Annotated in this window: 16 protein-coding genes and 2 pseudogenes; 11 read left to right on the forward strand and 7 right to left on the reverse strand. The window is 70.3% G+C overall.

Going from position 1 to position 20,216, the window contains the following annotated elements; all coding sequences use genetic code 11:
• Positions 1–13 precede the first annotated feature (13 nt).
• Genes G3I60_RS03325 through G3I60_RS03335 form a run of 3 tightly spaced genes read left to right on the forward strand, consistent with a single transcriptional unit; the run spans position 14 to position 5,082 of the window.
• Positions 14–1,246 carry a sarcosine oxidase subunit beta family protein gene (locus tag G3I60_RS03325; protein ID WP_164292300.1) on the forward strand — a complete coding sequence of 411 codons (1,233 nt, stop codon included), beginning with the start codon at positions 14–16 and terminating at the stop codon, positions 1,244–1,246.
• A 13-nt stretch (positions 1,247–1,259) separates the two neighbouring features.
• Positions 1,260–4,484, forward strand: a complete 3,225-nt coding sequence (locus G3I60_RS03330) for a sarcosine oxidase subunit delta (RefSeq protein WP_164606464.1) — start codon at positions 1,260–1,262, stop codon at positions 4,482–4,484.
• Positions 4,477–5,082 (forward strand): sarcosine oxidase subunit gamma, encoded by a 606-nt coding sequence (locus G3I60_RS03335; RefSeq protein WP_164292298.1) that lies wholly within the window; start codon positions 4,477–4,479, stop codon positions 5,080–5,082. The genes G3I60_RS03330 and G3I60_RS03335 overlap by 8 nt, the downstream gene beginning before the upstream one ends.
• 122 nt (positions 5,083–5,204) lie before the next feature.
• Here the strand turns inward: G3I60_RS03335 and G3I60_RS03340 are convergent, their stop codons facing one another.
• Positions 5,205–7,802, reverse strand: coding sequence for an alpha-N-acetylglucosaminidase (locus tag G3I60_RS03340; RefSeq protein WP_164292297.1), 2,598 nt, complete (start codon positions 7,800–7,802; stop codon positions 5,205–5,207).
• 137 nt (positions 7,803–7,939) lie between these two features.
• Here G3I60_RS03340 and G3I60_RS03345 point away from each other — a divergent pair, with 137 nt between their 5' ends.
• On the forward strand, positions 7,940–9,247 hold the full coding sequence (locus G3I60_RS03345; protein ID WP_164292296.1) for an ROK family transcriptional regulator: 1,308 nt from the start codon (positions 7,940–7,942) through the stop codon (positions 9,245–9,247).
• A gap of 855 nt (positions 9,248–10,102) precedes the next feature.
• Entirely contained in the window at positions 10,103–10,465 is a 363-nt protein-coding gene (locus tag G3I60_RS03350; RefSeq protein WP_164292842.1) for a VOC family protein, read from the forward strand.
• A 73-nt stretch (positions 10,466–10,538) separates the two neighbouring features.
• Here G3I60_RS03350 and G3I60_RS03355 read toward each other — a convergent pair whose 3' ends face one another.
• Positions 10,539–11,507, reverse strand: coding sequence for a DUF5937 family protein (locus G3I60_RS03355; RefSeq protein WP_164292295.1), 969 nt, complete (start codon positions 11,505–11,507; stop codon positions 10,539–10,541).
• A gap of 56 nt (positions 11,508–11,563) precedes the next feature.
• Here G3I60_RS03355 and G3I60_RS03360 point away from each other — a divergent pair, with 56 nt between their 5' ends.
• Complete coding sequence (locus G3I60_RS03360; protein ID WP_164292294.1) at positions 11,564–12,877, forward strand: MFS transporter; 1,314 nt, start codon at positions 11,564–11,566, stop codon at positions 12,875–12,877.
• Between the two features lie 69 nt (positions 12,878–12,946).
• Here G3I60_RS03360 and G3I60_RS03365 read toward each other — a convergent pair whose 3' ends face one another.
• The gene (locus tag G3I60_RS03365; protein WP_239069459.1) at positions 12,947–13,483 is read right to left on the reverse strand and encodes a protein kinase; all 537 of its coding nucleotides are present in this window, start codon (positions 13,481–13,483) and stop codon (positions 12,947–12,949) included.
• 103 nt (positions 13,484–13,586) lie between these two features.
• Here G3I60_RS03365 and G3I60_RS03370 point away from each other — a divergent pair, with 103 nt between their 5' ends.
• The gene (locus tag G3I60_RS03370; protein ID WP_164292292.1) at positions 13,587–14,132 is read left to right on the forward strand and encodes a DM13 domain-containing protein; all 546 of its coding nucleotides are present in this window, start codon (positions 13,587–13,589) and stop codon (positions 14,130–14,132) included.
• 292 nt (positions 14,133–14,424) lie between these two features.
• Here the strand turns inward: G3I60_RS03370 and G3I60_RS03375 are convergent, their stop codons facing one another.
• Positions 14,425–15,444: an aldo/keto reductase gene (locus tag G3I60_RS03375; RefSeq protein WP_164292291.1), complete on the reverse strand. Its 1,020-nt coding sequence runs from the start codon at positions 15,442–15,444 to the stop codon at positions 14,425–14,427.
• Positions 15,445–15,837: 393 nt separating this feature from the next.
• Between G3I60_RS03375 and G3I60_RS03380 the strand changes: the two genes are divergently transcribed.
• Positions 15,838–16,242 (forward strand): VOC family protein, encoded by a 405-nt coding sequence (locus G3I60_RS03380; RefSeq protein ID WP_232485746.1) that lies wholly within the window; start codon positions 15,838–15,840, stop codon positions 16,240–16,242.
• A gap of 134 nt (positions 16,243–16,376) precedes the next feature.
• Here G3I60_RS03380 and G3I60_RS03385 read toward each other — a convergent pair whose 3' ends face one another.
• Complete coding sequence (locus G3I60_RS03385; RefSeq protein WP_164292290.1) at positions 16,377–16,742, reverse strand: hypothetical protein; 366 nt, start codon at positions 16,740–16,742, stop codon at positions 16,377–16,379.
• A gap of 318 nt (positions 16,743–17,060) precedes the next feature.
• Between G3I60_RS03385 and G3I60_RS03390 the strand changes: the two genes are divergently transcribed.
• The 3 genes and pseudogenes from G3I60_RS03390 to G3I60_RS03400 form a co-directional block, all read left to right on the forward strand.
• On the forward strand, positions 17,061–17,729 hold the full coding sequence (locus G3I60_RS03390; protein WP_164292289.1) for a Type 1 glutamine amidotransferase-like domain-containing protein: 669 nt from the start codon (positions 17,061–17,063) through the stop codon (positions 17,727–17,729).
• A gap of 167 nt (positions 17,730–17,896) precedes the next feature.
• Positions 17,897–18,139: pseudogene (locus tag G3I60_RS03395) on the forward strand (helix-turn-helix domain-containing protein); the annotation flags it as partial.
• Between the two features lie 101 nt (positions 18,140–18,240).
• Positions 18,241–18,678: pseudogene (locus tag G3I60_RS03400) on the forward strand (phosphotransferase); the annotation flags it as partial.
• Between the two features lie 98 nt (positions 18,679–18,776).
• On the opposite strand, the gene G3I60_RS03405 reads toward G3I60_RS03400, so the two are convergent.
• Both G3I60_RS03405 and G3I60_RS03410 read right to left on the reverse strand, forming a co-directional pair.
• Positions 18,777–19,256 carry a hypothetical protein gene (locus G3I60_RS03405; protein WP_164292288.1) on the reverse strand — a complete coding sequence of 160 codons (480 nt, stop codon included), beginning with the start codon at positions 19,254–19,256 and terminating at the stop codon, positions 18,777–18,779.
• 63 nt (positions 19,257–19,319) lie between these two features.
• Positions 19,320–20,168: a class I SAM-dependent methyltransferase gene (locus G3I60_RS03410; RefSeq protein ID WP_164292287.1), complete on the reverse strand. Its 849-nt coding sequence runs from the start codon at positions 20,166–20,168 to the stop codon at positions 19,320–19,322.
• Positions 20,169–20,216 lie beyond the last annotated feature (48 nt).

Genomic DNA, 20,216 nt, shown 5'->3' on the forward strand with positions numbered 1-20,216 from the left:
CAGGAGACGCCCGATGAGCCCCCGCACCCCCGGCGCCGATCTCCCCGAGCACCCCGACTGGCTGTGGCGCACGCCCGAGCCGAAGAAGTCGTACGACGTCATCATCGTCGGCGGCGGCGGACACGGCCTCGCCACCGCCCACTACCTGGCCAGGAACCACGGCATCACCAACGTCGCGATCCTGGAGAAGGGCTGGCTCGCGGGCGGCAACATGGCCCGCAACACCACCATCATCCGCTCCAACTACCTCTGGGACGAGAGCGCCGGGATCTACGAGCACGCGCTCAAGCTCTGGGAGGGCCTGGAGGAGGAGCTGGACTACCCGATCCTCTTCTCCCAGCGCGGCGTACTCAACCTCGCCCACAGCCTCCAGGACGTGCGCGACAGCGTTCGCCGCGTGGAGGCCAACCGCCTCAACGGCGTCGATGCCGAATGGCTCGACCCGCGGCAGGTCCAAGAGGTCTGCCGGATCGTCAACATCTCCCCGGACGTGCGCTACCCGGTGATGGGCGCCACGTACCAGCCCCGCGCGGGCATCGCCAAGCACGACCACGTCGCCTGGGGTCTCGCCCGCTCGGCGGACGCCGCCGGCATCGACATCATCCAGAACTGCGAAGTCACCGGCATCGACATCGCCGGCGGCCGGGTGATCGGGGTTCAGACCACCCTCGGCCCGATCGCGGCGGGAAAGGTCGCGCTCTGCTCGGCGGGTCATTCCTCGGTCCTCGCCGCCATGGCGGGCTTCGAGGTGCCGCTGCAGAGCCATCCGCTGCAGGCGCTGGTGAGCGAGCTGCTGGAGCCCGTCCACCCCACCGTGGTGATGTCCAACGCCGTGCACGTCTACGTCAGCCAGGCCCACAAGGGCGAGCTCGTCATGGGCGCGGGCATCGACTCGTACAACTCCTACACCCAGCGCGGCGCCTTCCACATCATCGAAGAGCAGATGTCCGCCGCGCTGGAGCTCTTCCCCGTCTTCGCCCGCGCGCACGTGCTGCGCACCTGGGGCGGCATCGTCGACGTCAGCCCCGACGCCTCACCGATCGTCGGCCTGACCCCGGTGGACAACCTGTACCTCAACTGCGGCTGGGGCACCGGTGGTTTCAAGGCCACCCCCGGCGTGGGATGGGTCTTCGCCCACACCATCGCCCACGACGCCCCGCACCACCTCAACGCCCCCTTCTCGCTCGACCGTTTCACCACCGGCGCGCTCGTCGACGAGCACGGCGCGGCCGCGGTAGCCCACTGAGGAGCCCGAAACCATGCTGCTCATCCCATGCCCCTGGTGCGGACCCCGCGACGAGGCCGAGTTCCACTACGGCGGTCAGGCGCACCTCGCCTACCCCGAGGACCCCTCGGCCCTGACGGACGAGCAGTGGGCCCGCTACCTCTTCTTCCGCGACAACCCCAAGGGGCCCTTCGCCGAGCGCTGGATGCACTCGGCGGGGTGCCGCCGGTGGTTCAACGCGGTACGTGACACGTCGACGAACGAGTTCATCGAACCTCGCTGCGGGCAGACCGCTCCGCGTGGCGAGCGCGGCGAGTTGGGGGAGGGCGGGCGCAACACGACCACCGGCCCGCAGCCGACCACGAAGCCTGGGGGTCCAGAGGTGGAGTCCCCGGTTTCGGAACGGGACCGGGCGGGGGAGACCCAGCCGTTCCGGCGCGCCACCGGTGGCCGCATCGCGCGCAGCGACCGGCTGGCGTTCACCTTCGACGGAGTCGCCTACGAAGGCCATCCCGGCGACACCCTCGCCTCCGCCCTCCTCGCCAACGGCGTCATCCGGACCAACACCAGCATCAAGCTCGGCCGCCCCCGCGGCATCTTCTCCGCCGGTGTCGAAGAACCCAACGCCGTCATCCAGATCGAGGAGCCCTTCCCCGAGCCGATGCTCCCCGCGACGACCGTCGAGCTGTACGACGGCCTCGTCGCGACCGGCCTCCCCGGCAGGGGACGGCTCGCCACCGAGCCCGACCCTGCCCGCTACGACGCCGTGCACGCCCACTGCGACGTGCTGATCGTCGGCGACGGCCCGGCCGGACTGGCCGCGGCCGCGGCCGCCGCCCGCAGCGGTGCCCGCGTCATCCTCGCCGACGACCAGCCCGAGCTCGGCGGAACCCTCCTCAGCACCGGCCGGCTCCCCTCCTGGCCGGCCGAGGTCGCGGCGCTGCTCGAAGCGAGCGCGGATGTACGCGTCCTGCGCCGCACCACCGTCTTCGGCTACTACGACGACAACCACCTCCTCGCCGTGGAGCGCCGCACCAACCACCTTGGCGCCCACGCCCCGGACAACGTCTCCCGCGAGCGCGTCTGGCGCATCCGCGCCCGCCGAGTCGTCCTCGCCACCGGTGCCCACGAGCGCTCCCTCGCCTTCGCCGACAACGACCGCCCGGGCGTCATGCTGGCCGCCTCGGCCCGTAGTTACGTCAACCGCTACGGAGTCGTCCCTGGGCGCAGGGCCGTCGTCTTCACCACCAACGACAGCGCCTACGCCGCCGCCCGTGACCTCGCCGCCGCGGGCGTGGACGTCGTGGCGATCGTCGACACCCGCCGCGAGCCGGGCGCGCAGGTCCCCGGTGTCGAAGTCCTGGCGGGCCACGCGGTCATCGGCACACAGGGCGGGGACCGCCTCACCTCGGTCACCGTCGCGCCGTACGGATCGGAAGGGCCGGACGGATCGCAGGGATCGGGCGGGTCCGACGCACCGCAGCGCGAGTTCACCGCCGACCTGCTCCTGGTCTCCGGCGGCTGGAACCCCGTGGCGCACCTGTTCAGTCAGGCCGGCGGCAAGCTCCGCTACGACGACGCCCTCGGCTCCTTCGTCCCCGACAGCTGCCGGCAGGCGGTCGAGGTGGCGGGCTCCGCCAACGGCGTCTTCGACCTGGCAGCGGTCCTCGCCGAGGGCGCGGCGGCCGGCATCCGTGCCATCGAGGCCGCGGGCTACCCGGCTGCGACCTCCCAACTCCCGCCGGTGACAGCCGAGCCGGCCTCCCCGCCCGCGCACGTCCATGTGGTCCCGGGCGCCGCCGAGGCGTCGAGCTTCGTCGACCTTCAGCGCGATGTCACCGTCGCCGACCTCACGCGGGCCGCCGGCACCGGGATGCGGTCCGTCGAGCACACCAAGCGCTACACCACCGCCGGCACCGCCAACGACCAGGGCAAGACCTCCGGCGTACTGGCGTCGGGCACCGTCGCCCACCTCCTCGGTGTCGACATCTCCGTCCTCGGCACGACCACCTTCCGGCCCCCGTACACCCCGGTCTCCTTCGCCACCCTCGCGGGCCGCGACCGAGGTGTCCTCCACGACCCGGCCCGCCTCACCGCCCTCCACCCCTGGCACACCGCTCACGGTGCGCGCTTCGAGAACGTCGGCCAGTGGAAGCGCCCGTGGTACTACCCGCTGTCCGGGGAGGACATGGAGACCGCCGTCCTGCGCGAATGCCGTGCCGCCCGCGAGGGCGTGGCCTTCATGGACGCCTCCACCCTCGGCAAGATCGACGTCCAGGGCCCGGACGCCGGGGTCTTCCTCGACCGGATCTACACCAACATGATGAGCACCCTGAAGGTCGGCATGATCCGCTACGGCGTCATGGCCCGCCTGGACGGCATGATCTTCGACGACGGCACCGCCATCCGCCTCGCGGACGACCGCTACATCGTCACCACCACCACGGGCAACGCGGCCGCCGTCCTGGAGTGGATGGAGGAGTGGCTGCAGACGGAATGGCCCGACCTGCGGGTCCGCTGCACCTCCGTCACCGAGCAGTGGGCCACCGTCGCTCTCGTCGGTCCCCGTTCCCGTGAGGTCCTCGGCGGCCTGGCCCCCGGCCTGGACGTGCAGAACGACAGCTTCCCCTTCATGGCCTGGCGCGACACGACCGTCGCGGGCATTGCGGCCCGCGTCTGCCGGATCAGCTTCTCGGGCGAGCTGGCCTACGAGATCAACATCTCCCCGTGGGACGCCCTCGCCCTGTGGGAGGCGCTCGACGAAGCGGGGACCCCGTACGGGATCACCCCGTACGGCACCGAGACCATGCACGTCCTGCGCGCGGAGAAGGGCTACCCGATCATCGGCCAGGACAGCGACGGCACAGTCACCCCGCAGGACCTCGGCATGAGCTGGGTCGTGTCGAAGAAGAAGCCGGACTTCGTCGGCAAGCGGTCCTACAGCCGCGCCGACACCCTCCGCCCCGACCGCAAGCACCTCGTCGGGCTGCTCCCCGAGGATCCCAGCGCCTTCCTCCCGGAGGGCACCCACCTCGTCGCCGACAGCGTGCTCCCGGCACCTCCCGTTCCGATGCTCGGTCACGTCACCTCCAGCTACCGCAGCGCCGCCCTCGGCCGGACCTTCGCGCTCGCCCTCATCAAGGGCGGCCGGGACCGCATCGGCGAGCGGCTCTACGCCCCCGTCGGCGACCGGCTGATCCCGGTGACCGTCGCCAGCCCCGTCCTCTACGACCCCGAGGGAGCCCGCCGCGATGGCTGAGACCGCCACCCGGACCACCCGCCACAGCCCCCTGGCGCACGCCGCCGACCGCTTCGCCGCCGCCACCCGCACCTCCAGCGGCGATCTGCGCCTGGCCGAACTCCCCTTCCTCACTCAGCTCAACGTCCGCCTCGACCCCAAGGGCCCCGCCGGCGACGCCGTCGGGCTCGCGCTCGGCCTCCCGCTTCCTCTCGAACCCGACACCGCGGTACGGGCCTGTGACGCCGTCCGTGACCTGGCCGTCCTCTGGCTGGGACCCGATGAATGGCTCGTCGTCGGCCGGCCCGGCACCCAGCAGGACCTGGAGAGCCGGATCCGTGCGGCCATCGGCGAGGAGCCTGCCGCTGTCACCGACGTCTCCGCCCAGCGCACCACCCTGCTGGTCGCCGGCCCCCGCGCCCGCGACCTGCTCGCCCACGGTTGCTCCCTCGACCTGCACCCCCGCGCCTTCGGCCCCGGCCGCTGCGCACAGACGACGCTCGCCCGCGCGCAGGTCGTCGTCGTAGGCCGCAAGGGAGGCTTCTGGCTCCTCGTCCGTTCCTCCTTCGCCGACTATGTCGCTGACTGGCTCCTCGACGCCGCCACCGAATACCTCTGAGAACGGGCCCTGACCCCGGAGCCGGGACACTGGCGGGCGGCGCCCGCCAGTGTCCCGGCCGGCGACGCCGGCTCCATCACCGCAGTGCAGACGGACCTGCGATGAGGGGGATGTCGTGGACCTCAGCTCGGCAGCGACCAGCGCTGGTTGACGTTGCCGGTGCACGTCCAGATGATCAGGGCGGTGCCGTTGGCGGAGCTGCCGCCGCCGGCATCGAGGCACAGGCCGGACTTGGTGTTCCGCAGCGTGCCGTCGCTCCTTGGTGTCCAGGACTGGGCGGGAGTGCCGTTGCAGGTGTAGAGCTGCACCACGGTGCCGGGGGTCACGGCGCCGCCCCTGACGTCCATGCACTTGCCGTTGGCCCGCAGGGTGTTGTCCGCCGAGACGGTCCACCTCTGGGCGGGCGTCCCATTGCACCCGTACAGCTGGAGCGGCGTGCCGTCGGCCGTGCTGCCGCCCGTGATGTCGACGCAGGCGCCGCCGATGCCAGTGATCGGGCCCGACGGTGCGATGGGCGGAAGGGCGTCCCTGACGTGCTGGGCCAGTGCGATCGGATCGCCGGAGGGCGAGGTGCTGTAGCTGTTGGTCTGTCTGGCCCAGCTGTCGTCCATCGCGAACCAGTCGATCGCCACCGGAGCAGTGCCGCCGGTGAGTGCGGTGTCCAGCGAGGCGAAGTACGCCGCCCACCGCTTGGCGTAGAGATCGGAGATCAGGCCGCCCCACTCACGGTTGGCGTAGTCGTGCACGCCCGCCTCGCTGGCCGCCCTGTCGCCCCAGGTGGTGAGGATGGACCGGGCGTCGTACTCCAGTTGGCTCTTCTCCGCGGCGGTGGCCCCCGACGCGCGGGCGCTCGTCAGCCACGTGCCCAGCAGGAACGCCGGGTCGCTGGAGACGAGCTGGTCGAGCAGGGCCTCATCGCCCTTCCATTCGGTGACGAGACCGCGGAACTGGGTCAGGTTCTTCGCCGTGTAGGCGGCGTTGATCTGCGGCAGCAGTACCCGGCTGCGGTTGGCCAGTGCCTGGCGGGCGACGTCGACCAGGTCGTACCGGTAGGCGGTCGAGGCCTGTTTGTCCGGGGCGACCTGTAGCAGTTCCGCCAGTGCGTTCTGCACGGTGGCCGCGTCGTAGCGCATGCCGTCCGGGCTCCACTCCGCAGCATGACTCGCGGTGCGCCCCGGGCGCGCGGTGAACAGGCTGTCCTGCGGCTCGCTCCAGGTACCCGACGCGGTGCTGTACGGGCCGCGGCGCAGCAGCTCCCAGGCCGCAGCTGCGTGAGCGTCGGCGCCTCCGTAGCGGCGTGCCGAGTAGTCGGCGAACCAGGCGGTCCGGTCGATGGGGCCCGGTTGCCAGGCCAGTTCGGTGAACAGGTCGAAGGAGGCGGGGTTGCCGCCGGTCCCCTCCGGCAGATAGGCGATGCCCTGCAGAGCACTGTTCTTCTTGCTGAGCCACTGCTGGAATCGGCTCACCCAGGTACTGGTGTTGGCGCCGATGCTGGTGTGGCCGCCGAAGTTGTCGATGGCGCCGAAGGCGTACGGGGTGCCGCCCCACGCGGTTTCGCGGTCGAGGTTGTCGTAGCGGTCGGAGAGACCGTCGACGATCAGCATGCGTGCCTTGTCAACACCCTTGAGCACAGCGGCAGATGGGTTGTTCTGCCAGCCGAGGATGACCCAGGTCGCGCCCGGGTGGGCGGTGTCCAGGGCGTGTTGGACCGCGGTGGCGGCGTCGGTCACGTTGACGCTTCCGGGCAGCCCGCCCTCGTGCAGCAGGTCCATCTTGTACAGGGTGCTGTCACCGAACCGGGTGCGCTGCGCGGCGTAGTAGGCGGCGGCGACCCGGGTGAAGACGGCGTTGGTGGGGTCGAGCCAGTCGGGCCGCTGGAAGCCGACCCAGTCGCCCTGCGCCACCACCTTGGCGCCGGGATTCCGGTCGGTGAACCCCGGTGGCACGGTGCCGTAGTAGCCGGGCAGCACCGGAGTCATGCCCAGCGCGCGGAGCTGGTCCGTGATCTGCCGGCCCTCGGCCGCGCGGGCGTTGATCAGCTGCTCCGAGACGGGTCCGCCGAAACCGGACATGTTCTGCAGCAGCCACCAGCCCTGGTGCGCGGGGCCCGGGATCCACGATCGCAGCTCGGCGCCGCTGTAGCCGAAGCTCTGCAGCGCCTTGTAATAGGGGTACTCGGCGCCCATCTGGACGAAGACCTCGTTGACGCCGTGCAGAGCCAGCACGTCGATCTCGTGCTGGTACGAGGCGAAGTCGCGGTAGGCGCCGGAGTAGCCGTCGTCGGTGTCGTTGAGGGCGTACCGGTGGGGGACCGTCGCCGAGCGGGTGACCGGGTCCGGCACGGCAGGCAAGGCGGCCGGGAGCTTGCCGAGGCTGTCACCGGGCCAGCCGATGTCCACACCCGCGACGTGCTCCAGGTACCAGCCGACGCCGGTGAGCAGCGTGGCCGGCGAGGTGCCCGCGACCGTGATGGCGCCGACCGAACCGGAGAGCGTGAAGGCGTCGCCGGAGGCCGGCTTCGGCACCGGCACGAGGGAGAACTGCGCTGCTGCCCGGGCCGGCAGCAACCGGGACAGGGCTGCGCTCGCCGGTGCGGGGTCGAACGCGGCTGAGAGGGAAGGGGGGTTGGGATTCGCGTGTGCGGTGGGATCTCCGTACATCGACGCCATCAGCAGGACGATCGACGAGAGCGTTGCGCGGGCGCTGGATTTCCATCTCATGCGAGGCCGCCTAGTCCGGTCGGTTTCCGCGAGGTGTTAGTAACGAACCGTTCGATACTATGGAAGCCCTGAAGTCGTCCGTCAAGGGGTCGCGGGCCCGATCCCGGCTGCGACACTGTGTCCGGGAGGGTGATCTGATGCCGTCAGAGCTGGCAGCGACCGGACCGCACGTGCTGCGGCGGATCAACGGACAGGCGGTCCTGACGGCGCTTCGGCAGGCCGCGGGCGGTACGGCCCGGGTCTCCGAACTGGCCGCGGCGACCGGCCTTTCGCGCCCCGCCGTCACCAGGGCGCTGGCCGATCTGGGCAACGACGGGCTGGTGGGCCCGCTGGACGACGGCCCCGGCACCGGCACGGGAACCGGCAGCGGCGAGGAGGGCCGGCCCGGCAGACCTGCCCGGCGGGTCCGGTTCCGTTCCGAGATGGGGCATGTCGCGGGCGTCGACATCGGTCCGCACAAGGTGCTGGTCCTCATCGCCGACCTCTCCGGCGAGATCCTCACGACCCACCGCGCCACCGTCCCGCCCGGCGCGGACGCACCCCAACTCGTCGCCCTGGTCCGCGAAGGGCTGACGGAGGCGGCGCGGCGGGCGGGCCTGGAACCGACCGACCTGTGGGCGGTCTGCGCGGGAACGCCCGGCATCGTCGACCGCGAACGCGGGGTGGTGCTGAAGGCACCGAGCATCCCGGGCTGGGCCGGGCCGGCGATTGTGCCGGAGCTGCGCGAGTGGCTCGGCTGCCCGGTCCTGCTCGACAACGACGCGACCCTCGCCGTCCTGGCCGAGCTGCGTTACGGTCCGGCCCGGGAGACCCGCAGCATGGTCCTCGTCCACTGGGGCGAGCGGATCGGCACCGGCATCATCATCGACGGCGTACCGCTCCGCGGGGCCTCGGGGGCCGCGGGCGAACTCGGCTTCCTCGACCTGTTCGCCCGACTGGACTCGCCGACGGAGCCGGTTACGCGAGTGGAGCCGTCCGACGGATCGCAGCTGCCCGCCGACGGCATGGGACCGTTCGAACGACTCGTCGGCGCGGCCGAGATCCGCCGCCTCGCGGCAGCGGCGTACACCGACGCCCGGCGCGCGGCACCACCCGGACTGACGGACGGCCGCAGTGGCCTCGCCCCGCTCTTCACCGCGGCCTCCGACGGCGACCCGGTCGCCCTGGCCGTCGTCGACCGGGTAGCCGCTCGCTTCGCCCGCGGCCTGGCCGTCCTGCTCCTTCTCCTCGACCCCGGCCACCTGGTGATCGGCGGTGGAATCTCCGAGGCCGGCGACATCCTCCTCGACCCGATCCGCCGCCACATCGAGGGCCACACCCTGGTTCCCACCGTGATCGACGCCTCCCAACTGGGCGGCCAGGGCGTGGCCCTGGGAGCCGTCCGGCTGGCCCTGGAAGCCGCCGAATCCCGCCTGGGCCTTACGCTGCAGAGCGGACAGGGCTGAGCGGCCGCAGGGATGCAGCGGTCGAAGGCGGCGGGTCGCCGCGTGTAGGTGGTCGCTGTCTTTCGTCGTCCAGGCCGAGCGGCAACTCCCCGAGCGTGACGACGCCATGAAGCGCCGCGACGGCCTTGCTCGCTCCGTGACGGGATACTTCCCGACCACCCCCCGTTCGGCAGGCCGCACCTCCTGACCTAAAGTGCCATCAGCTCCCGGCGGGAGCGAGCGGAGGCCCGCTGGACGATGCCGGCCCCGGAACACCTTCGACCTGGGACGCAGCCTGTGCATGACGAGGACGAGCCGGTCTTCAAACGAAGCAACTGGGGAACCAGTCGTTACTACTACAACCCCCGAAACCCCCTCGGCCTGGCCCTTATCGTCGTCAGCGTGGTCTTCGCCGCGACGATGTTGATCCTCATGGCCAATCGGGCAGGACCGTTCAAACCACCGCCTGCCCACGCACCGTGGAGCCCGCCACCGTACGACTACTCCTGGTCGCCACCTTCAGCCGGCCCCACGCCCTGGCCGTCCCTGCCGCCGGTCACCGAAACGCCCGGGGGTCACTGAGTCCACCCGCTGGGCGGGCAGGGCTTTGACTCCGACGACGGCCGGCGCTTCGCCGGTACGGGAACCTGGCGGCCCGGTGCGGGAGATGGTGCACCGTCAGGTCCTACTCTTCCGGCTCCCGGGCGCGGAGCAGGTCGATCAGACCCGCGTCTCCCAGGTCTGTGCGTCACCCGGGGACGCATATGAACCCACGATCAGATGGGCCGGGGGCCGGCATCGTTGTGCCTGTGCCTGTGCCTGTGCCTGTGCCGGTGGCCCGGGCTAGGCTCAGGCATGCGATCTCGAACAGGCGGTATGTGGTGGGGCACCACGATCGAAGCGCCGGACCCCAGTCGCTTGGCGAGGTTCTACGCCGAACTTCTCGACTGGCATATCGGGCACGAGGAGCCGGGAACGGCCATCGTCGCCGCCTCTCCGCAAGGACCGTTCTTCGTGTTCCAGCAGGCGGAGGGCTATCGGGCTCCGGTGTGGCCACCGGTCGACGGCGCCCAGCGCCCGATGATGCACTTCGACTTCCAGGTCGGAGACCTGGACTCAGCGGTCGCCGAGGCGGTCGCCCTGGGCGCCACCGTGGCGGAGTTCCAGCCGCAGGAGAGCGTCCGGGTGCTCTTCGACCCGGCCGGTCACCCCTTCTGCCTGTGCCGCGATGGTGATTAGGCCAGGCAACGTTGGCCCTTCTGGCGGCTTCGCGTAGGCGTTCGGCGGCGGATCATGCTGCAACACAAACGGTCTAGTCCCCGGCTGTCAGCAGTGCCTCTGCCACGCTCGTCCGCGCGTAGAGCACCAGGCGTCCCGTCCGGTGGGCCGTGACCAGGCCGGCTGCTCGCATGGCCGTCAGATGCTGTGATGCGCCGCCGGCGGTCAGGCCGGTCCGGGCGGCGAGGTCGGTCGTGGTGGCGGGGGTCGTGAGATGGGCGAGGAGCAGAGTCCGGGAGCGGCCGAGGACGGCGGACAGGGCGGTGGGGGTCGGGACGGTGCGGGGGTTCCAGAGGGTGCCGACGCCGCGGGGCGGGTAGCGCAGGGTCGGCTGCCAGGGGTCGTAGCCGATCGTGGAGAAGATGCGCGGCCAGATGAAGGCCGAGGGGCACAGCAGCAGGCCGCGGCCGTCCAGGGTGCGCTCGCCGCTGACGAAACGGTGCGCCAGGTTCAAGGTGCCGGAGTCCCAGCCGAGTTGGGGGTCGAGGTCGTCGAAGAGACGCCGGGCGCCGCCCTCGGCCAGGAGTTGGGCGCGGTGCAGGATGTCGCCCTCGAGGAGGGTACGGATGCGCGGCCAGTGCGGGGCGATCGCCACGTCCCAGTAGGCGGCGATGGTGTCCGCGAGCCGGGCCAGGCCGCGCTGCGGGTCTGCGCGCAGGGCTTCCACTCCCGGCTGGGCCGCGTCGGAGGAGGTCCGCAGGAGGTCGAAAGGGGTCGCGCGCAGCGTCGCCAGTTCCACGTCGAGGGAGGGCTGCGGGGTGGTCGGCGGCGGGACCAGAAAGCCGGGGATGCCGTACGTGGGGACCTGGACCAGGGCGGAGAGTGGAGCCAGGTCCAGCTTCGCGGCCGCGAGGCGGGGGCGGACCTGGTCGGTCCAGCGGCGGTGCAGGCCCTGTTCATCGGCGCCCTTGAGGACCCGCACACTGGCCACGACCTCCCACAGGGGAGAGACCGCGAAGCGGGTGCGGGCCACGTCCTCGGCCGTGAACTCGATCTGCAGCATTTAGTTCACACTAAATCATTGGGGCGCGCAGCGAACCGTGGGGCACTTTGTGCGCCATGTTCAGATCACCGGCCCGGCCACCGAGCACCGCGAGCTCCCTGTGGCAGATACCCGACTTCCGCGCCCTGTTCACCGCGACCGCGATCAGCCAGTTGGGCACCAACATCGCGTACGTCGCCGTCCCGCTGCTCGCCGTCACCGCACTGGACGCGAGCGCCGGACAGGTGGGCCTGCTCGCAGCCCTCGGCACGGCCGCTTTCCTGTTCATCGGGCTGCCCGCTGGGGCCTGGGTGGACCGGATGCGGCAGCGGCGGGTGCTGATCGTCGCGGATCTGGTGCGATCGGTGCTCTTCGTTTCCGTTCCGGTGGCCTGGTGGCTGGATCGGCTCACTCTCGGACAGCTCTACGCCGTGGTGCTGCTCAACGGCTGCGCGACCGTGTTCTTCGATGTCGGCTCGCAGACCATGCTGCCGCAACTGGTGAGCCGGGACGGACTGGTGCGGGCCAATGCCGCGATGGTCGGCCTTCAGGCCGCGGGCAATGTCGCGGGCCGCGGCGCGGGCGGCGGTCTCGTTCAGCTGCTCACCGCGCCGTTCGCGGTGGCCTGCAGCGCCGCCGGGTATCTGGCCTCGGCGATCAGACTCATGGGCGTACGCACATCACAGCAGACCCCGGCCCGACAAGATCGCACCACATCCCTGCGTGCGGAGATGGCCCAGGGCCTGCGGCACGTACTGGGCAACCCGGAGCTGCGGGCCCTCGCCTTCACCGCAGCCGTGCTCAATCTCGGTGCGGTGATCGTGAACACCCTGCTTCCGGTCCTGTTCGTGCGGGAACTCCACCTGCCCGAAGGGGTGTTGGGCCTGTACTGGGCGATCGGCGGTGTCGGTATCTTCCTCGGCGCCCGCACCGCCCGCGCCATCGCCGCGCGCCTCGGCTACGGCCGCACCCTCGGACTCGTCGGCCTGTGTCTGGCCCCCGCAGCCCTCCTCGTGCCGCTGATCGACCGCGGCGGGTGGCTGTATGTGGCGGGCGCCGGCTGGCTCCTGGTCACCTTCAAGATGGGCGTCGACAACGTGCTCGGTGTGAGTCTGCGCCAGCAACTGACCCCGGACGCCCTTCTCGGCCGCATGAACGCCACGTTCCGCTTCCTGCTCACCGGCGCCATCGCAGTCGGCTCCGCGGTGGCCGGGATGCTCGGCGAGTTCGCCGGACCGCGCACCACGCTGTGGGTGGGCGGCGGGCTGATGGCCGTCGCGTTCCTGCCGGTCCTCCTGTCCCCGGTCCGCACCCGCACCGAACTGCCTCAGCCCCCTCAGCCCGACCGCCGGACTGAGCCCCAGCTCGTTCAGGAGAGGAAGCCCGCCTGAGGCATTCACTCAAGCCAGACCATTCGGCTTTGCCCCAGCGCCGGCGGGGACACCGCACCCGTCATCGCCTTACGCAGTGGACGCGTTGTGCAGATCGACCATCGTGCGCACGGGCGGCGGCAGCCGGTCCCCGGCCGACGATCCCTTCACGGAGAGCTGCGCGACGACCTCGGTGGGGGTCGGCCGCCCGGTGGGGTCGTGGTCGAGGCAGCGGGTGACGAGTTCGGACAGGTGGGACGGCAGCATGGCGAGGGCGGACTCGAGGGATTCGCCGACGATGATGTTGCTGGATTTGAGGTCGCGGTGCACGATCCCGCAAGCATGGATGCCTTCGAGGCCGTCGGCGACACCGATGGCCAGGGTCTGGACGGTCTTGGCGGCAAGCGCGCCGTGCCGGCGCAGCACGTCATGCAGCGAGGGGCCCGGGATGTACTCGGTGACCAGCCAGGGCGGCTCGCCGTTGGGATCAGCGGCGACCACCGACGCCGTATGGAATCCGCCGACCCGGCGCGCGGCCTCGATCTCCCGGCCGAACCGGTTGCGGAACGTGGGATCGGCGGCCAGCTCCGTCCGGACGACACCGCACCCACGTAAGACTTTCGTCATCAGCGTGAGGGCGCACCAGGACCCCTTGTTCCGCTTAGCTGGATGGGGCAAAGGGGCGCAGGGGATCCGGCCTCTTCGAAGAACGAGAGAGGGAATCAGCATCATGCGCGCGGTCACTGCACTGCTCACTTTTCTGAAGAAGCCGCTGGGCATCGCCCTGTCCAGCGTCGCGGTGCTGCTGCTGGCCGTGGGCCTGTACTGGTTCCAGCCGTGGAAGCTGTGGGTCGACGAGACGGTCAACGACGCGGTGCCGACCGCCGCCCCCGCCAAGGCCGATGGCGGGCGGGCGATGCCGTCCGTCCTTGCGACCGGCGAGCTGATCAGCCACGAGCACGCGACGAAGGGTTCTGTACGCATCATCCAACTCGCGGACGGAAAGCGGACGTTGCGTTTGGAGGGTCTCGACACCAGCAATGGCCCCGACCTGCGGGTCCTGGTCACCGACGCTCCGGTGAAGAAGGGCACGGCGGGCTGGCGGGTCTTCGACGACGGGAAGCATGTCAGTCTCGGCAAGCTCAAAGGCAACAAGGGCGACCAGAACTACGACCTGCCCGATGACATCGACCTGGCCACCTACACCAGCGTCAGCATCTGGTGCGACCGATTCGACGTCTCCTTCGGTGCGGCGGAGCTGAAGCGCGCGGCGTGAGTCACCCGTCGGCGGGGCGCTCCACGGGCCGCCCGCCGTCTCCGGACGGCCGGCGGGAGGTGGCTCGGGGCTGCCCGTCAGCCGGCCGCGGCCGTCCTTGGCTGTTCCCGGTGCGCCCGGGCCGTGGCCATCAGTTGAACGAGCGAAACCGGCGCGGGCGGCGGCGCTCAGCTTCGTTCACGAGTACCCCGCCGGCTGCCCCGGCCTCCTGGTACGCGCGGGCGGGGAACGCATCGGGCAGCACCGGTAGTCGGGATGCCTCAGGCGCCGCCCGCGAGAGTGGGCTCGGCGGTCAGCGGCGCCGCAGTGCCGGGTCGAGGAGCGCGGGCGGGGTGTCGTTCTTCTCGTGTGCGGCCAGGTCGGTGCCGGGGGCGACGACGGCATCGATGGCGTCGAGTACGTCGGCGGCGAGCACGGTGTCGGCGGCGTCGAGCTGCGAGCGCAGGTGGTCCAGGGTGCGGGGGCCGATGAGTGCGGTGGTCACGGCCGGATGCGCGGTCACGAATCCGAGTGCGAGCTGGATCAAGGTCAGGCCGGCCTCGTCGGCGACCTTGGCCAGCTGCTCGACGGCATCGAGCTTGGCCCGGTTGGCGGGTATGGCGGTGTCGAAGCGTTGCGGCATGAACGTGGAGCGGCTGGTGGTGATGTCCTTGCCCTCGCGGATCGCGCCGGACAGCCAGCCCGAGGCCAACGGACTCCACGCCAGCACCCCGAGCCCGTACTGCTCGGTCACGGGCAGCACGTGAGTCTCGATGCCGCGCTGCAGGATCGAGTAGCTGGGCTGTTCGGTGACGTAACGGCGCAGGTGGTACTCGCGAGCGGCCCACTGGGCCTGCACGATGCGGTACGCGGGAAACGTCGAGGAGCCGAAGTAACGGATCTTTCCCGCGCGCTGCAGATCGGTCAACGCCGACAGCGTCTCCTCGTCATCGGTGCTCGGGTCCCACCGGTGGATCTGGTAGAGATCGACGTGGTCGACACCGAGGCGGCGCAGACTGTTGTCCAGCTCGGTGACCAGCCAGCGGCGCGAACTGCCCTGACGGTTGCGCTCGTCACCCATCGGCAGGCTCGCCTTCGTGGCCAGCACGATGTCGTCGCGACGGCCGGCAATGGCCTTACCGACCAGCTCTTCCGACTCGCCGCCGCTGTACGCGTCGGCGGTGTCGATGACGTTGATCCCGCCCTCAAGGGCGGCGTCGACGATGGCGGTGACCTCGTCCTGGGTGGTGCGCCCGATCCTGCCGAAGTTCATCGCGCCGAGTGCGAGGGAGCTGACCTGCACACCGGTGCGGCCCAAAGTGCGGTACTGCATGACCGTGTTCCTCCATTGCGGGTGAAGCGTGGTGGCAATACAGGGCTTGGCCGTCGGGCCGCTGCGGCCCCTGTGGCCTCCGCGGCCCCTGCTCCGACATCGCGAGCAAACGGAACCGCGTTCCGATTAACGATACGGAACGACGTTCCGTTTTGGCAAGCCGGCGGCCGGCCGAGGATGTGGCGCGGGGTACGGCGGCGACCGTGATGGGCGGCCGCTGGGCGCCCCACCGCAGTCGGGTCGCGTCCCTGCCGCGCAACCACGGACATGTGTCCGAGTGGCTCAACCCCGAGTGGTCGGGACGTGTGTCCGTGAGGCCGGCGTCAGCGGTAAGTCCTAGCCTCGTCCTCTAAGGACCAACGTCATCACCCGGAGGGCAGCACCATGGCCTCGATGCCGCAGAAGATCACCACCTTCCTCATGTTCGAAGGCAGGGCAGAGGAGGCGCTGACCCTCTACACGTCGCTGTTCGAGGACTCAGGCGTCGTCGACATCACCCGCTACGGGGCTGACGGCCCCGGTGAGGCGGGCACGGTTCAGCACGCCACGTTCTCGCTCGCCGGACAGCGGTTCATGTGCATCGACAGTTACGTCAAGCACGAATTCGGGTTCACCCCGGCGGTGTCGCTGTTCGTCAACTGCGACACCGAGGCCGAGCTCGACCGCCTCTACGCTGCCCTCGCCGACCAGGGCACGGAGCTCATGCCGCTGGGCTCGTACGGCTTCAGTACCAAGTTCGGCTGGGTGAACGACCGCTTCGGCGTCTCCTGGCAGCTGAATCTGCCCGAGGGGCAGTGACCTGGCGCGTGCTGTCCTCGTCAGGGGCGGGGCGGGTTGTCCTCGCCGTACAGCGCGACGGACTCATCACGCGCCTCCGGCGGCGATGAGTTCGCCGTGCTGCAGCGGGACGGCCAGCGACCTCTACGGCGTACTCACGCGCCCTCGTCGTCCGGGGGGTGGGGGATGTCGAGTCCGGCCACATCATGACCGAGCTGCTGCAACCCGCGGGTGACGAGGTCTGCCTCGTGCCAGAGCCGGGCGTACTCCTTCCGCAGGTCCTCGAGACCGGTCACGTACAGACCGCTGGGCTTGTCGCCGACCTGGTCCCAGGCCGCCTGGGCGGTCGCCTCGGCGATGTGTTCGTCGGTGGTCCCGGTGACCTGCCATCGGCTCAGCTGGTCCGCAGCGCCCGACGTGCCGACCGCCACCTGCCGATCCAGATACCCGCTGACCGCCGTTCGGGCGGCGGCGAGCGCGTCCGGCGGTCCGTTCGCGGCGTTCTGCGACGGATGCGTCATGCCTCCAGAATATCGGTGATTGTCCTGTAGTGCCTGGGCGGCGGCGCCACCGCGGGCCGCCGAAGCAGGCCATCGAACGCGGGGTCCGCAAGGCCTGGCGGCCAGGACCACGGGTGGCGGCGATCAGCGTGGGGACACCTGGTCATCGGCTGCACGCCGATCGCTGCGCGCGAGCACCGAAGCCCGGCGCCCGACCAGCTCGTTCCTGGCGGCCGAGTGCCTGTTTCCGAGTGCCTGTTTCCGATGCCGTCATGCCATGACAGTCATGGTGATCAAGAGTTCGTTGCGCGCGCCTGTCGGCCGTGGTTGGCTCGCCGGATGGAGCTTCTGTTGACGTCGAGCGGGCTGCGCAACAAGACACTGCAGGATGCGCTGCGGGACACACTGGGAAAGCCGTTCGGGTCGGCGAACGTCGCATACATTCCCACGGCGTCCCTCGCCGAGCCCGGGGACCACGGGTCGCTCGTTGCGGACATGAGCAGGCTGCACGGTCTCGGCTGGCGGGAGTTCGACGTCCTGGAGCTGAACGGCCTGCCCCGGCGGATGGTGCTCGACCGGCTGCTCCACGCCGACGTCATCTATGTCGAGGGCGGCAATCACTACCACCTCGCGCGCAGCATCACCAACAACGACCTGGCCGGCGGCTTCCTGGAGGTGCTGGAGAGTCGGGTGTATGTGGGAGTGAGTGCCGGATCGATGATCTTCAGCCGGAATCTCACCGAGCACTCCGCCGACGTGATCGGGGACGCTGCTGACCTCCATGTGCTCGGCGCGACGACCGTGGACCCGCCGTTCGGTCTCTTCGACTGGTACCTGAAGCCGCACCTGAACTCGCCGGATTTCCCGGAACGGGACGAGGCCTGGGCTGATCGCATCGCCGCGCGGGCGGACTTCCCGATCTACCTCATCGACGACGAGACGGCTGTTCGCGTCAGTGACGACAAGGTGGACGTCATCTCCGAAGGACGGTGGCGGTTTCATCCGTGACCCAACGCTTGGTGCGGAGCCTGGGGCACGGGGCGGTACGGCGCTCAGCGCCTGATCCTGAATCCGGCATGCAAGGACCGCTCGCGGGCCTCACCACGTGGTCTGGATCAAGGAGAACTGAATCTGACGCGGCAACCGCCGGGCGGTGTTCGTGGGGCCGTGCATGGTCCGTCCGGGCACTGACCCGGCACTTCAGCGAGCAGCTGGGCATCAGCCCCGGACGCTGGCTGCTGGACCGGCGGATCGCCGCCACCCGGGCCCTGCTGGAGGAGACCGACCTGCCGGTGGAGACCATCGCGCGCCGGGTCGGCCTTTCCTCGGCCGTCAACCTGCGCCGGCGCTTCCACAAGGCCCTGCGCACCACGCCTGCCGCCTACCGGCGCGCCTTCCGCGTGGACAATGCCGGGTAGGGGGCTTGTTCGGGGCGGCGGACCGTTCTGGCTCGACGCCTGGCACGACTCGGGTTCGCCCGAAAGCCAGGTAGGCCGGTCCCCAACTACCGTTGCCCCACATGACAGCCACCGAGATGGACATCAACGGGGAATTGATCCGGGATCTGCTGCGTGAGCAGCATCCGGACCTGGCGGATCGCCCCTTGAAGCTCGGAGCGCGAGGCTGGGACAACCAAGTGTGGCGGCTCGGCGACGACCTCGCCGTCCGGTTGCCCTGGGCGACACAGTCCGCGGACGCGCTGCTGCGCAAGGAGCACGCTTGGCTGCCCATCCTCGCTCCGCACCTTCCCCTGCAGATTCCCGTCCCGCAGTGCCTCGGTGAGCCCTCCGAACGGTTTCCGCGGCCCTGGCTCGTCACGACCTGGGTGCCGGGCGAGCCTGCGGACCGCGCCCCCGCCACGCGCGCCACGGAAGCGGCCGTCACCCTGGCCGCCTTCTTGACAGCCCTGCACCGACCGGCCCCCGACGGGGCGCCCGCGGGCCGAAACCGCGGGGGATGTCCTGATCGTCTTCGCCTTCGCCCAGCGGCACTTCGTGGAAGGGCTCGCAGACAGGACTGAAGGGATGAGAGGCGGGTGCGCGTCGCGCCGGCCGGTTACTCCAGGCGGCGTCTGATCGTGCGCATGAGGTCGACGGCCTGGTCCTCGGTGACGGTCTCTCCGGGAGTGGTGGATACGAAGCTGGTCAGGCGCAGGCAGTGGTCCTTGTACGGGCCGCCGACTCTCACGACCCCGTCGCTCGTGCCCTTGTAGGCATTGACATCCAGTTCGTCGGCTATGCGCGTGCCCGGTTCACCGCACTGGGCTCTGCTCTTGTTGACCTTGAGCCACACCACCCAGGTGCTGAGGGCTTGAGGCTGCCGCCAGTGGCATTCATAGCCGTAACTGCCCTCGATGGCATCCGATTTTACCTTGGCGCCGATCGCCTGCTCGACCTCTGCGGTGGTCAGCAGGTCGCACGGGCTCGTCCAGGCCACCGACGCCGAGTCGGAGTCCCCGCCCCCGCAACCGGCCAGCACCACCATCATGGAAGCGGCCAGGACCGCCATCGCTCTTCGCATACTGGATTTTGGCATCGTCGCTGTTCCCATGCGGTGCTTTCGACAAGCCCCGTCCGGGACGGTGGTGCGTCGTGCTGGTCAGTGGCGGTGGGCTGTGATGATCCAGGCACGCGAGTCGAAGTACACGCCGTTGCCGGTGTCGTGGGCGGCGAGGGTGGCGCGTAGCCGCGTGCGTGCCTGCTCAGCGGTCGCGGCGTCGAGGTCGGCCAGCAGGTCCTGGAATTTCAGCAGGCGCAGCACATTGTCGAAGGCGGTGGCGGTGTCCGGGCCGTAGTAGACGGGCTCGTGCACGTCGGTGAAGGTGACGTCCGTGAAGCCGGCCGCCGTCAGGATGTCTTCCGTGCTGCCCGGGTCGGCGAGGGAGAACGCGTCCCGACCGGGGGCGGGCGGGATGGGTGCGGCGGTTGCGGCAGTGAGACTTTGGCGGATCGCTGACGCCCATTCATTGCGGTCGCGGTCCTGCCAGACCAGCAGCACGAGGCGCGCTGCGGGACGCAGAGCGCGCCCGATATTGGTGAACGCGGCGACCGGGTCGGCGAAGAACATCGTTCCGAACCTGCTGATACAGAGGTCGAAATGCGTCAGTGGGAAGGGGTGAACCTGGGCGTCCGCCAGTTGGTAGCTGACGTTGGGCAGTGCCTGCTCGTCACTGAGCAGACGGGCCCGTTCGAGCATGGGTGCGGAGACATCGACGCCCAGCGCGCTTCCGGCGACGGCGGCGCGGGCGGCCTCGCGCGTGGTCTGGCCCGTGCCACAGCCGATGTCGAGCACACGGTCGTGGGAGCCGACCCGGGCAGCGGCGCGGAAGTGCTCGTTGTACAGCCGCAACTCCGCGTCGTAGTCGAAGAGTTCGGTAGCTCCGGTCGCGTGCTCACCCGCGGTCGGCCTGGAGCTCGGCGGTGTCTGGGTTCCCTGCTGGTCGGACATCACGGTCACCGTATCCTCTCGATACCGATTTCGACATGCTGTCGGTCG

Origin of the sequence: Streptomyces sp. SID13666, assembly GCF_010548325.1 — a bacterium.
GTDB lineage: Bacteria > Actinomycetota > Actinomycetes > Streptomycetales > Streptomycetaceae > Actinacidiphila > Actinacidiphila fildesensis.